General features: G+C 61.0%; 10 protein-coding genes. 8 read left to right on the top strand and 2 right to left on the bottom strand.

What is annotated here, in order from left to right; translation table 11 throughout:
* Positions 1-55: 55 nt before the first annotated feature.
* The 7 genes from cpdA (at position 56) to GIW69_RS24505 (ending at position 8,209) form a co-directional block, all read left to right on the top strand.
* Complete coding sequence (cpdA, locus tag GIW69_RS24535; protein WP_236485357.1) at positions 56-871, top strand: 3',5'-cyclic-AMP phosphodiesterase; 816 nt, start codon at positions 56-58, stop codon at positions 869-871.
* A 112-nt stretch (positions 872-983) separates the two neighbouring features.
* A complete protein-coding gene (locus GIW69_RS24530) occupies positions 984-1,592 on the top strand; it encodes a YqiA/YcfP family alpha/beta fold hydrolase (protein ID WP_236485356.1) in 609 nt (202 codons plus the stop codon).
* Positions 1,593-1,633: 41 nt separating this feature from the next.
* Positions 1,634-3,541: a DNA topoisomerase IV subunit B gene (gene parE, locus GIW69_RS24525; protein WP_236485355.1), complete on the top strand. Its 1,908-nt coding sequence runs from the start codon at positions 1,634-1,636 to the stop codon at positions 3,539-3,541.
* Positions 3,541-4,530, top strand: coding sequence for an esterase-like activity of phytase family protein (locus tag GIW69_RS24520; RefSeq protein ID WP_236485354.1), 990 nt, complete (start codon positions 3,541-3,543; stop codon positions 4,528-4,530). Before parE ends, GIW69_RS24520 begins: the two co-directional genes overlap by 1 nt.
* Positions 4,527-5,051, top strand: coding sequence for a TIGR02281 family clan AA aspartic protease (locus GIW69_RS24515; RefSeq protein WP_236485353.1), 525 nt, complete (start codon positions 4,527-4,529; stop codon positions 5,049-5,051). Before GIW69_RS24520 ends, GIW69_RS24515 begins: the two co-directional genes overlap by 4 nt.
* Positions 5,052-5,058: 7 nt before the next feature.
* The gene (parC, locus tag GIW69_RS24510) at positions 5,059-7,323 is read left to right on the top strand and encodes a DNA topoisomerase IV subunit A (protein WP_236485352.1); all 2,265 of its coding nucleotides are present in this window, start codon (positions 5,059-5,061) and stop codon (positions 7,321-7,323) included.
* 175 nt (positions 7,324-7,498) lie between these two features.
* Positions 7,499-8,209: an ABC-type transport auxiliary lipoprotein family protein gene (locus GIW69_RS24505; protein ID WP_236485351.1), complete on the top strand. Its 711-nt coding sequence runs from the start codon at positions 7,499-7,501 to the stop codon at positions 8,207-8,209.
* 235 nt (positions 8,210-8,444) lie between these two features.
* Here the strand turns inward: GIW69_RS24505 and GIW69_RS24500 are convergent, their stop codons facing one another.
* Positions 8,445-9,962: an AhpA/YtjB family protein gene (locus GIW69_RS24500; RefSeq protein ID WP_236485350.1), complete on the bottom strand. Its 1,518-nt coding sequence runs from the start codon at positions 9,960-9,962 to the stop codon at positions 8,445-8,447.
* A gap of 134 nt (positions 9,963-10,096) precedes the next feature.
* Between GIW69_RS24500 and serB the strand changes: the two genes are divergently transcribed.
* Positions 10,097-11,311, top strand: coding sequence for a phosphoserine phosphatase SerB (gene serB, locus GIW69_RS24495; RefSeq protein ID WP_236485349.1), 1,215 nt, complete (start codon positions 10,097-10,099; stop codon positions 11,309-11,311).
* 141 nt (positions 11,312-11,452) lie between these two features.
* Here serB and GIW69_RS24490 read toward each other — a convergent pair whose 3' ends face one another.
* The gene (locus tag GIW69_RS24490) at positions 11,453-13,189 is read right to left on the bottom strand and encodes a cyclic-di-GMP receptor FimW-related protein (protein WP_236485369.1); all 1,737 of its coding nucleotides are present in this window, start codon (positions 13,187-13,189) and stop codon (positions 11,453-11,455) included.
* Between the last annotated feature and the right edge of the window lie 10 nt (positions 13,190-13,199).

Raw genomic sequence — 13,199 nt, 5'->3', positions numbered from 1 at the left:
CCCAGCATAATTGCGGCACTTATCCATCCCCGTGATCCAGCCTTGGGAGAACGCCTTGCCGAGCGTATCCACGTTGACCACCGCCGACACCGCGCTGCTGGTGCAAATCTCAGACAGCCATTTGTTCGCCGAGGCGGACGGTGCGCTGCTGGGCATGAACACCCGCGACAGCCTGCAACAGGTCATCGAATTGGTGCGTGGGCAACAACCGCGAATCGACCTGATCCTCGCCACGGGCGATTTGTCCCAGGACGGCACGCTGGAGTCGTATCAGCTGTTTCGCGATATGACCCGCCAACTCGACGCTCCGGCGCGCTGGATTCCCGGCAATCACGACGAACCGCAGGTGATGGCCGTCGCGGCGGTGCAGAGCCCGTTGCTGGAGTCAGTGGTGGACATCGGTAACTGGCGCGTCACGCTGCTGGATTCAGCCGTGCCGGGATCGGTGCCGGGCTATTTGCAGGATGATCAGCTTCAATTGCTCGCCCGTTCCCTGAGCGAAGCGCCGGAGCGGCATCATCTGGTGTGTTTCCATCACCATCCGGTGTCGATCGGTTGCGCCTGGATGGAGCCGATCGGGTTACGCAATCCCGAGGCGTTTTTTGACGTCCTGGATCGGTTTCCACAAGTGAGGGCGGTGCTGTGGGGGCATGTCCATCAGGAAATCGACCAGATGCGCAACGGCGTGCGATTGATGGCATCGCCTTCAACGTGCATACAGTTCGAGCCGGGGAGTGACGGTTTCAAGGTCGGCGAGCAGGCACCGGGGTATCGCTGGTTGCGGTTGCTGCCTGATGGACGGCTGGAAACTGGCGTGGAGCGGGTTACCGGGTTCGACTTTACCGTCGATTACGGCTCCGAAGGTTATTGAGACCACGCTGGCCTCTTCGCGAGCAGGCTCGCGAAGGCGTCCGCACAAACACCCACGATTCCCCTGACTCCCTGTAAACTCCGCTCTCTTTACCGACGCCCAGGGAGCTCACATGTCCGGTTCGATCCTTTATATCCACGGTTTCAACAGCGCTCCGGCCTCGAAAAAGGCCTGTCAGCTGATCGCGGTGATGGAACGGCTGGGCCTGAACGAGCAATTGCGTGTTCCGGCGCTGCATCACCACCCGCGCGAGGCCATCGGTCAGTTGGAGCAAGCGATTGCCGAGCTGGGGCGGCCGCTGCTGGTGGGAAGTTCGCTCGGCGGCTACTATGCGACTCACCTGGCCGAGCGCCATGGCCTGAAAGCCCTGCTGATCAACCCGGCCGTCCATCCGCACCGGATGTTCGACGGTTACCTGGGCACGCAGAAAAACCTGTATACCGATGAAGCCTGGGAATTGACCCACGATCACGTAACGGCCCTGGCCGAACTGGAAGTGCCGGCGCCTCAGGATGCCCAGCGCTATCAGGTCTGGTTGCAGACCGGCGATGAAACGCTGGATTATCGCCACGCCCAGCAGTACTACCGGGCCTGTGCCTTGCGTATTCAGGCCGGTGGCGACCACAGTTTTCAGGGTTTCGCCGAGCAATTGCCGGCATTGCTCAGTTTTGCCGACATTGGCGCCGATATGTATCAGGCAATCGATTTCACCGTATTGTGAAGTCTTGCCCCTATTTCATGAATTTCTGACGACGAGACCCTATGGCCACTCCCAGCGCTAGCTCTTATAACGCCGACGCCATCGAAGTCCTCTCGGGCCTCGACCCGGTGCGCAAACGCCCCGGCATGTACACCGACACCAGTCGGCCGAACCACCTCGCCCAGGAAGTCATCGACAACAGCGTCGACGAAGCCTTGGCCGGGCACGCCAAATCGGTGCAGGTCATCCTCCACGCCGACCACTCGCTGGAAGTCAGTGACGACGGCCGTGGCATGCCGGTGGACATTCACCCGGAAGAGGGCGTGTCGGGCGTCGAGCTGATCCTCACCAAGCTCCACGCCGGCGGCAAGTTTTCCAACAAGAACTACCAGTTCTCCGGCGGTTTGCACGGGGTGGGTATTTCCGTGGTCAACGCCTTGTCGACCGAAGTCCGGGTGCGCGTCAAGCGTGACGGCAACGAATACCAGATGACTTTCGCTGATGGCTACAAGGCCACCGAGCTGGAAGTCGTCGGCACCGTCGGCAAGCGCAACACCGGCACCAGCGTGTACTTCGCGCCGGATCCGAAATACTTCGATTCACCGAAATTCTCTATCAGCCGCCTCAAGCACGTGCTCAAGGCCAAGGCTGTATTGTGCCCGGGGCTGCTGGTCAGTTTCGAAGACAAGGGCACCGGCGAGAAAGTCGAGTGGCATTACGAAGACGGCTTGCGCTCCTATCTGGTCGACGCCGTCAGCGAATTCGAACGCCTGCCGGATGAGCCATTCTGCGGCGCGTTCGCCGGTAACAAGGAAGCGGTCGACTGGGCGCTGCTGTGGCTGCCCGAAGGTGGCGACGCGGTGCAGGAAAGCTACGTCAACCTGATCCCGACGGCGCAGGGCGGCACTCACGTCAACGGTTTGCGTCAAGGCTTGCTCGACGCGATGCGTGAATTCTGCGAATTCCGCAGCCTGCTGCCACGCGGCGTGAAGCTGGCGCCGGAAGACGTCTGGGAGCGCATCGCTTTCGTCCTGTCGATGAAAATGCAGGAACCGCAATTCTCCGGCCAGACCAAGGAACGTCTGTCGTCCCGTGAAGCGGCGGCGTTTGTCTCCGGCGTGGTCAAGGACGCGTTCAGCCTGTGGCTCAACGCCAACCCGGAAACCGGCCTGGCGCTGGCGGAACTGGCAATCAACAACGCCGGCCGTCGCTTGAAGGCGAGCAAGAAGGTCGAGCGCAAGCGCATCACGGCGGGGCCGGCACTGCCGGGCAAACTGGCCGACTGCGCAGGTCAGGATCCGATGCGTTCCGAGCTGTTTTTGGTGGAAGGTGATTCCGCCGGCGGTTCCGCCAAGCAAGCGCGGGACAAAGAGTTTCAGGCGATCCTGCCGTTGCGCGGCAAGATCCTTAATACTTGGGAAGTCGACGGCAGCGAAGTGCTTGCCAGCCAGGAAGTGCACAACATCGCCGTGGCCATCGGTGTCGATCCGGGCGCCGCAGACATGAGTCAGCTGCGCTACGGCAAGATCTGCATCCTCGCCGACGCCGACTCCGACGGTCTGCACATCGCCACGCTACTGTGCGCGCTGTTCGTTCAGCATTTCCGCCCGTTGGTGGATGCCGGTCACGTTTACGTCGCGATGCCGCCGCTGTACCGGATCGACCTTGGCAAAGAGATTTACTACGCCCTCGACGAGGCCGAACGCGACGGGATTCTCGACCGTCTGGTGGCCGAGAAGAAACGCGGCAAGCCGCAGGTCACGCGATTCAAAGGCCTGGGTGAAATGAACCCGCCGCAGTTGCGCGAAACCACCATGGATCCGAACACTCGGCGTCTGGTGCAACTGACCTTGGGCGAAGACTATGCCCAGACCTCGGAAATGATGGACATGCTGCTGGCGAAGAAACGCGCCGGCGACCGCAAGAGCTGGCTCGAATCCAAAGGCAACCTCGCCGAGGTGCTGGCCTGATGCGGCTTGGCTGGGCCTTGGCAGGTGCGTTGCTGCTGGGTTCAATGACGGTGTCGGCCGAGCCGGTGCCGCAGTTGCGGCTGGTCTCCGAGCATCCGGTCGAAGGCATGCGCGGCGGTAACCTGTCGGGTCTGGCCATGTGCGGCAATGAGTTGTGGACGGTGTCCGACCGCGACGATGACCAGATCTACCGGCTCGATATTCGTGATCCGGTCTGGAAGGCCGAAGCCGTGCGCATCGACGCGCCACCGGTGCCGGAGAGCGGCCTGCCGTTAGGCATCACTTCGCGCACGTGGGCAGCTTCGTTCGTGCGCGGTGGCGATCTGGATTTCGAAGGCATCACCTGCGACAGCGCCGGCAATCACTATGTCGTCAGCGAAGCTCACGCAGCGGTGCTGCAAGTGTCGCCGCAAGGGGAGGCCTCGTGGCTGAAGATCTCGCCGATACTGGTGCGCGAAGCCCGGGCCAGTGGCTTGCTGTTGCACTTCAACGCGTTGTTCGAAGGCCTGGCGATCAACCCGGCGGGCGATCAGATCTGGCTCGCCGCTGAGCGTGAAAGCCGTGGCCTGCTGACGATCAAGCGCCAGCAAACGGTGTGGGATTGCGATGGCGGTTGTGTGCTGCTCAGCGAAGGCGGACGGGAAATGCAACCACCACAATTTCCGTACGCGCGAGCCGTGCCTCGGGACTTTGCTGATCTGTCGCTGTTCAACGGCAAACTGTTCACGCTGGAGCGCAACGCGTTTCAGATCTGTCGTCGTGATGCGGTGACGGCCAAGGTCGAGCGGTGCTGGTCATACGCCGATGAAGCGTTGAAGGAAAACCGCCGTTATCCACAGGCCTATGGCTTGGAGGAAGCGCTGGTGGTGGACGCCCAGGGCGCGTGGATCGGCATCGACAACAACGACGGCGTCCGTGCCGACGGTGAGAAACGTCCAATCGTCTGGCGCTTTGCTGCACCGGACGGTGGCTGGAGCGCCAAGCCATGAGCGCGCAACCGCCGGGCAAGCGCGCCGGCCGGGTGCTGATGATCCTGGCCTGGTGCGCGGCGCTGTTTCTGGCGACGCGGTTTTTCGGTCAGTGGGAAGCACGGCAGCAAAATCCGAACGTCGTCGTCAGCTCCGAACAGGGCAACGGTTTTATCGAAGTGAAACTGGTGAGCAATGCCCAAGGGCATTTCGTCGCCAGTGGCCAGATCAACGGGCAACCGGTGGATTTCATGCTCGACACCGGCGCGACCGATGTGGCGATTCCGGCGGATCTGGCCAAACGTTTGAAACTGGAAGAAGGTTTCGGCGTGACCCTGAGCACGGCCAATGGCCTGAGCCAGGGTTATCGGACAAAAATTGATCGCCTGCAACTGGGCGACATCGTGCTGCGGGATGTCCGCGCACTGGTGGCGCCCGGCCTGCATGGCGATCAGGTGCTGCTCGGTATGAGCGCCCTGAACAAACTTGAATTTACCCAGCGCGGTGGCACCATGCTGCTGCGCCAGACAACGAACCGATGAGGCCCGCATGAGCGACATCCTTGCAGACAGCTTAGACGGCGTAGAACGCCGGTCGCTGGCTGACTTCACCGAAAGTGCCTACCTCAACTATTCCATGTACGTGATCATGGATCGTGCCTTGCCGCATATCGGCGACGGCCTGAAACCGGTACAGCGGCGCATCATCTATGCGATGAGCGAGTTGGGGCTGGACGCCGATTCCAAGCACAAGAAGTCGGCGCGTACCGTCGGCGACGTGCTCGGCAAGTTCCACCCGCACGGCGATTCGGCGTGCTACGAAGCGATGGTGCTGATGGCCCAGCCGTTCAGCTATCGCTACACGCTGGTCGACGGTCAGGGCAACTGGGGTGCGCCGGACGATCCCAAGTCCTTCGCCGCCATGCGTTACACCGAAGCGCGCCTGTCGCGTTATTCCGAAGTGCTGCTCAGCGAACTGGGCCAGGGCACGGCGGACTGGGGCCCGAACTTCGACGGCACCCTGCAGGAACCGTTGGTGCTGCCGGCGCGTCTGCCGAACATTCTGCTCAACGGCACCACCGGCATCGCTGTGGGCATGGCCACCGACGTACCGCCGCACAACCTGCGCGAGGTCGCCAGCGCGTGCGTGCGCTTGCTCGATGAGCCCAAAGCCACGGTCGAACAGCTCTGCGAACACATTCAAGGCCCGGATTACCCGACCGAAGCGGAAATCATCACGCCGCGTGCCGACCTGCTGAAAATGTACGAAACCGGCAAGGGCTCGGTGCGCATGCGTGCCGTGTACCACGTCGAGGACGGTGACATCATCGTTACTGCGTTGCCGCACCAGGTCTCCGGCGCGAAAGTGCTGGAGCAGATCGCCGCGCTGATGCAGGCCAAGCCGTCCAAGGCACCGCAGATCGCTGACCTGCGTGATGAATCCGACCACGAAAACCCTTGCCGCATCGTGATCATCCCGGTCAACAGCCGCGTCGATCACGAAGCCCTGATGCAGCACTTGTTCGCCAGCACCGAGTTGGAGTCGACCTATCGGGTCAACGTCAACATCATCGGTCTGGACGGCAAGCCGCAGCTGAAAAACCTGCGCGCGTTGCTGGTGGAGTGGCTGGAGTTCCGTGTACAGACCGTGCGTCGCCGCCTGCAATTCCGCCTCGACAAGGTCGAGCGCCGCTTGCACCTGTTGGACGGCTTGCTGATCGCCTACCTCAACCTGGATGAAGTGATCCACATCATCCGTACCGAGGAACACCCCAAAGCCAAGCTGATCGAGCGCTTCGCACTCAGCGAAATTCAGGCTGACTACATCCTCGACACCCGTCTGCGTCAGTTGGCGCGACTGGAAGAAATGAAGCTACGCGACGAGCAGGATGAACTGCTCAAGGAACAAGCCAAGCTGCAAGCCCTGCTGGGCAGCGAAGCCAAGCTGAAAAAGCTGGTTCGCACCGAGTTGATTAAAGACGCCGAAACCTACGGCGATGATCGTCGCTCGCCTATCGTCGAACGTGCCGAAGCCAAGGCATTGACCGAGCACGATCTGCTGCCGAACGAGAAAGTCACCGTCGTGTTGTCGGAAAAAGGCTGGATCCGTTCCGCCAAGGGCCACGACATCGACGCCACCGGCCTGTCGTACAAGGCCGGCGATGGCTTCAAGACCTCAGCGGCAGGGCGCTCGAATCAGTTTGCGGTGTTTATCGACTCCACTGGCCGCAGCTATTCGGTCGCCGCGCACACGCTGCCGTCGGCCCGTGGTCAGGGCGAGCCGTTGACTGGTCGTCTGACGCCGCCACCGGGCGCGACCTTCGAGTGCGTATTGATGCCGGAAGACGATGCGCTGTATGTCATCGCTTCCGACGCCGGTTACGGTTTTGTGGTCAAGGGTGAAGACCTGCAAGCCAAGAACAAGGCAGGTAAGGCGCTGTTGAGTCTGCCGAACAACGCCAAGGTGATTGCGCCGCGTTCCGTCGCCGACCGTGAACAAAACTGGCTGGCGTCAGTCACGACCGAAGGTCGGCTGCTGATCTTCAAAATCAGCGACCTGCCACAATTAGGCAAAGGCAAAGGCAACAAGATCATCGGTATTTCCGGTGAGCGTGTGGCCAGCCGTGAAGAATATGTCACGGACATCGCCGTCATCCCGGAAGGCGCCACGCTGGTGTTGCAGGCCGGTAAACGTACCTTGTCACTGAAGGCCGACGACCTTGAACACTACAAAGGTGAGCGTGGACGTCGTGGTAACAAGTTGCCAAGGGGCTTTCAGAGGGTAGATGCGCTGCTCGTCGAAAACCTCAATTAGGCGTCCTAGAGCGTCCGATCTACGATTTAAAGCGTAGATCGACGCTTTGGCGCTGGAGTCGGAACGCATATTCACGGATGATATGGCCTTTCAAGCGCCGGCGTGGCCGAGCGTTCTTTATATTTTTGAGTATTTTCACTGTGGTCAGCCTTGTGGCGGCCACCTGGACGGGATGATGACTGCTCTGCGCCTTCCTCTTATTTTGTTGCTCGCCGGCGTTCTTGGTCTGGCGGGTTGCAGCGTTCACCAGCCGGTGTCGCTGTATCAGCTGGACAGCGGAAGTCCGGCTCAGCCTGCGCAAAGTGCAGGCATGGCTGTTTTGTTGGGGCCGGTGATCGTGGCCGATTACCTGCAACGTGAAACCCTTTTGCAGCGTCAGAAGGACGGAAGTCTGCAGGCGGCGACGGACGGTCGTTGGGCGGGTAGCCTTTCGTCGGATATCGACCAGTTGCTGCTGCGTCAGGTGGCCGGCCATCTGGATAGTCAGCGTGTGGTTCTGGCGCCGGCAACCACGGGCTTCACGCCGGACGTTCAGGTTCTGCTGACCATCACGCGGCTGGATTCGGGTGAATCGCAACCGGCGATTCTCGATGCGCAATGGCGTCTGATCGACCGTCGTGGTCAGGTGCGTGACAACCGCATCGTGCATCTGCAAGAGCAGCATGCCGGCGGCACGGCTTCGCAGGTTCAGGCGCAAGGTGTGTTGTTGCAGCGCCTGGCCGAGCAATTGTCGGTGGCGCTCAAGCCGTTGGCCAATCAGCCTGTTGCTGAAGCACCGCGCAAACCGGCAGCAAAACATGTGGCGCCGGCGGCGGAAGCCGAGAAGCAGCCGAAGATTCCGATGGCTTCCCCGATTCGCACGGATATGGAAGTGTTTCGCTTCTAAGCGTTGACCGGATCAAAACAGAGCCCGCCTTGTGCGGGCTTTGTTGTATCTGCTGGCTGGAGATCTTTGTAATCGGAGTTGACCCCTTCGCGATCAGTCTCGCTCCTACAGGGGAACTGTGAGCGACGCAAAACCTCTGTAGGAGCGAGCGTGCTCGCGAAGAGGCCGGTACAGGCCACAAAAAAGCCCGCAGACGATCACTCGTCTGCGGGCTTCTGTGTTTCAGGCCTGAGGCTTACGCTCGGCGTTCGTGCATCCGCGCCAGTTGCCGCTCAAGCATCGACGGATAAGGCTCCATCAACCGCTCAACGCAGCACGCGCCTTCAGGGCTGGCAATCGGCCGGATCCGTGCGCGCTGACGGATCAACGCGTCGTCACCGATCTTGCGCTCGACCAACAGCAGATTGCGACTGTGTTGCGACAATGCCAGGGCATCCTGGGCCGAATCGGTCAGCAGCAAATCAATCTGCGTCAGGCCGAACAGATCGTCGCCAAGGGTCAGGCCCAGTTGCAGTTGCAGGGTGATGCCACTGTCCGCCACTTCGATTTGCAACTGATGGCCCAGCGCCCGCAGTAATTCACCGCAGCAGATGGCGTTGGTCAGGTAGTCGTCGCCGCAGTCTTCGGTGTGGAACAGCATCAGCGTGCTGCCATCGTTCAGCGTCTCGATTTCACCCTGATACAGCGAGGCAGCCTGGTTGAGGCAGTCGCGATAGCGCTCCTGCAACTCTTCCAGGCGCGCACGTGGCAGACGGCGCAGTTGTTCCTGCGAACCCAGTTGTACCGCCAGCACTGCCGTGTGTTGCGGAACGCTTGGCGTTGGCTGGCGAACGACCGGTTGTGATGCGGCTTCGTCCATCGAGTCATCGCGCAAATCGGCAAACGCGTCGTCCTCATCATCGTCTTCTACGGTGCTGACTACGCGGCGAGGCGCCGGTTTCTGTGCGGCGACAGGCCGGGTTTCGTCAAAGCTCGGGTCGCGCAGGTTGCGCACTTCGAATTCCGGATCGGTGTCGTCATCTTCGAACTCGGGTTCCGGCTCAGGCTCGGGCTCGGCAGGCTCGGGCGCGTAATTGGCGTGCAACTGGCGCGCGAGATCGCCGATTTCATCCTGACGTTCGGTGCCCGGCGTGTATTCGTCGATCCGGCGCAGCCATACCCGCAATTGCAGCAACGGCGTGGAGATGTGCCGACCCAGGCGCAAGCTAAGGGCCAGCGACAACGCCAACAGGATCGCGCTCAGAATGCCCATGCTCTGCAGGCTGATGGTCATCGGCTGCTGGAACTGATCCATGTCCAGGCTGATGCGCAGTTGCCCGGCCGTCACGTCCTGGAACGTGATTTTGCTCTGATACATGCCCTCGGCTTCGCCCAGCAGGCTGTGTTTGGGCCGCTGACCGGATTCGGCGAGAATGCGGTTGTCCGGACTGTAGATGGCGGCATGAGCCACCAGCTTGTTCTTGGTCAGATTGTTGAGCAGCACGTTGAGGCTGAGGATGTCGTTGGACACCAGCAGCTCGGTCGCGGAGGTGGCGGTCTGCGTGGTCAGGCTTTCGCCCAGGGCATCCGCTTGCTCATGCATGGCCTGCTTGAACTGCAAACCCATCACGCAGGCGTAGATCACCAGGGCCAGAGCGACCAGGATCACGTTATGGCTGGCGATGCGTAATGCGATCGGTACACGGCGATGGCGCAGTGCCCGGAAGATCAGCAGAAAGAAGTTATCGGTTTTAACTGGCGTGGGCCGGTTCACTGAGCTCGGCTCTTTTGTCCGTGAAGTTGACGCGCAGTATAGCGACAGGCCCTAGACCGGCAAAGCGCTCACGGTGCCCGATGGTCACTGAAAGTGGGTAGAATGCGGTTTTTTTCCAGCTGCGGGGGTGCGCGTTGCGCGAAATCGTCCTGATAAACATCACGGGAGTCGACCGTCCGGGTCTGACGGCGGCCATCACCGGTGTTCTGGCCAAGGGTGGCGTGCACATTCTCGACATCGGTCAGGCCGTGATCCACGACACCCTGTCGTTCGGCATTCTGGTCGAGATTCCGGCTTCCGGCCCCGGCAAATCGGTGCTTGAGGATATCCGCGCCACCGCCAGCGAACTTGAGCAGCACGTGCGCTGCACCCCGGTGACCGAAGCGGATTACCTGTCTTGGGCCGCCAATCAGGGCCAGCCGCGGCACATCGTCACCCTGCTGACTCGCCGCGTGACCGCCGAGCAAGTGCAGCGTGTCAGTTCGATCACTGCCAGACATGGCCTGAATATCGACGCTATTGACCGTTTGTCGGGACGCCTGTCGCTGGACGCGCCGACGGATCGCAGCAAAGGTTGCATCCAGTTTTCCGTGCGCGGCGAGTCGGCGGATCCGCTGGCGTTGCGTGCCGAGTTCTTGCACGTTTCCCAGGAAATGAACGTCGACATCGCGTTTCAGGAAGACACCCTGTTCCGTCGCAACCGTCGCCTGGCGGTGTTCGATATGGACTCGACCCTGATCGAAGCCGAAGTCATCGACGAACTGGCCAAGGCCGCCGGCGTCGGCGAGCAAGTCTCGGCAATCACCGAGCGGGCGATGGCGGGCGAGCTGGATTTCCGTGCCAGCTTCAAGGAGCGTCTGGCGCTGCTTAAAGGCCTGGATGTCAGCGTACTGGATTCCATCGGCGAGTCTCTGCGCCTGACCGAAGGCGCTGAAATCCTTTTCGCCGAACTCAAGCGTCTGGGTTACAAGACCGCCATCCTGTCCGGCGGCTTCAACTATTTCGCCAAGCAATTGCAGACCAAGCTGGGCATCGACTACGTGTTCGCCAACGAGCTGGCCGTCGAGGACGGCAAGGTCACTGGCGTGGCGGTCGAGCCGATTGTCGATGCGCAGCGTAAAGCCGACCTGCTGCGCGAGCTGGCGCTCAAGGAAGGTCTGGATCTGGAGCAGACCATCGCGGTCGGCGACGGCGCCAACGATTTGCCGATGCTGGCGATTGCCGGTCTGGGCGTAGCGTTCCGCGCCAAGCCACTGGTTCGCCAATCGGCGAGGCATGCGATTTCCACGCTAGGGCTCGATGGTGTGCTGTATCTGCTGGGTCAGCGGGATCGCGAGGGGCAGCTTTAAATTTTCAGTGACTGGGCGGGCCTCTTCGCTGGCAAGCCAGCCCCCACAGGTTTCAAGGTGGACACAAAAATGTGGTTCACCCTAAGACACTGTAGGAGCTGGCTTGCCAGCGATGGCCGCACCGCCTGACTCAAACTGTCCTCAAAGCAACTTCCACAACGAATCAAAATCCTCCTCGCTGCCGCCGTTGTGCGCGGTCTCCAGCGACCGATAAGCAAATTGATTGAAACTGTGCGTACTGGCCACCCGGCGGTCGAGACCGGCGCGCTTTTCTTCGCCGTGGGTGTTGATCAAGACTTTGCTGCCCTCCTGAAACGGCAGGCGCGGCGCCAACAGCGTGGCCGGTAAGTCGATCGCACTGATTTCCGGCAACAGCAAGCCACGCAGATACTGGCTGTGATCATCCCGTGCGCGCACCAGTTGTAACCCGCAGGGCTGTGCGTGCGGGGCGACCAGTTCAATGCCCATCTGCGTGCCGTCGCGCACCTGGCGAATCCAGCGCACCACGGCAATGCTCCAGCCCTGATTTGTGGAATCCTGAATGCCAACCATCTCGCCGGCCTGTAACTCACTGGGCACTTCCGCAGGCCAGGCGAGGCAATAACCGCCGGGGCTGTGGTTGATCACCGGCAGCGCGTAGGTCGGGTAATGCGGCGTGCTGTTGCTGCCGCCGTCGTCATCGACGAACCGCTCGTACTCGATTTCTTCGTAAGGCAAAAAGTCGTCGGCGTTGCTTTGCGGGGCGGCATCGAAGGCCTGGCTCCAACTGTCTTTTTCGCGTTGTCCCAACGAACTGCTGAAGTTCGCGGCGCGGGCGCCGGGGTGCTTGAGCAGTTCGCTGAAGCTGCGTTCGCCGCCGAGGTAAAAGTGCAGGGCGCTCATGCCGACACACACGGTCAAACTGCCGTGGCCGACGGTGCGCTTGAAGCTGCGTTCGGCGGCTTGCCCCCATGTTGCGTGCAAGTGTTGAAGCGTATCCAGGCTCAAGCCATTCGGCACCGGCAGAGGCGTGGCCTGGGCGCGGCGTTCCAGATGGGCTTCGATGGCGGCCACCAGCGCTTGCGGATTGAAGCTGAGCAGACTGGCCTGCTCCTCGCTGCGAAACATGCTGCGGTAACGCGGGCCGACATCAAGCTGCGGTGAAATGGCAAACAAACCATCATTTATTCCGGGCTGCAGTTTGAGCCAGGCGCTCCAGCCATCGAGCACTTCAGACAGTTGGACGATCTGGTTCTGGCGCAACTGATTACAGCGTGCGCTGCCCAGCAACAGCGTGGCGATGTAGGTCTGTTCAGTGCTCAATTCCATGGTGAGGCTGGCGAGTTCATCGCGCACCGGCCGGTGCTGAAGCTGCAACTGGCAGGCGTGGCGATACAACTGATGCAGTTCCAGCCACACCGATTCAGGTACGGCGCTGTACAACTGCGTCGCACGAATCAATTGGTTTTTGAGTGCATGACTGGCCCGCTGCAACGCCGTGGCCATCAGCGCGGCACGATCCTTTTTGTACTTGGGGCTGATGCGCAAAACGATCTGTTTGTAACCGGTGGCCAGATTGCTTTGCAGCGCCTGACACAGGTTGCTGACCTTGCGTGAGCGGTCATCGAGCATGATCGCCTGATGCATGAAGTGCCGCGCCAGATGCTGACAGACGAAATAAACTTCGGGCCGTAGCAGCTCGAGCAGTTGCAGGCGGTTGTCGCTGGGAGTGAGCAATCGATTGATTTCACCGAGGCCTTGATACAACTGGCGGGCGGTTTCGCCGATGTTTGCTTTAGGCAGGCCGGCGATCCAGCGTTTGAGGTCGCGCGGGGTCGCTTCGCAGAAGGACAGGCGCAATTGACTCGGGGTCGGGACGCGCAACAGGGGCGGGGAAATAGTCTGGGTC

Source organism: Pseudomonas syringae, from assembly GCF_021605415.1.
Taxonomy (GTDB): Bacteria; Pseudomonadota; Gammaproteobacteria; order Pseudomonadales; family Pseudomonadaceae; genus Aquipseudomonas; species Aquipseudomonas syringae_S.
The sequence above is the reverse complement of the archived record's forward strand: the minus strand, read 5'-3'. Positions and strand labels throughout refer to the sequence as shown.

Coding starts and splice junctions, on each gene's coding strand:
- GIW69_RS24530 (WP_236485356.1), top strand. CDS start 984: ATGTCCGGTTCGATCCTTTATATCCACGGTTTCAACAGCGCTCCGGCC.
- GIW69_RS24515 (WP_236485353.1), top strand. CDS start 4,527: ATGAGCGCGCAACCGCCGGGCAAGCGCGCCGGCCGGGTGCTGATGATC.
- parE (WP_236485355.1), top strand. CDS start 1,634: ATGGCCACTCCCAGCGCTAGCTCTTATAACGCCGACGCCATCGAAGTC.
- GIW69_RS24505 (WP_236485351.1), top strand. CDS start 7,499: ATGACTGCTCTGCGCCTTCCTCTTATTTTGTTGCTCGCCGGCGTTCTT.
- GIW69_RS24520 (WP_236485354.1), top strand. CDS start 3,541: ATGCGGCTTGGCTGGGCCTTGGCAGGTGCGTTGCTGCTGGGTTCAATG.
- parC (WP_236485352.1), top strand. CDS start 5,059: ATGAGCGACATCCTTGCAGACAGCTTAGACGGCGTAGAACGCCGGTCG.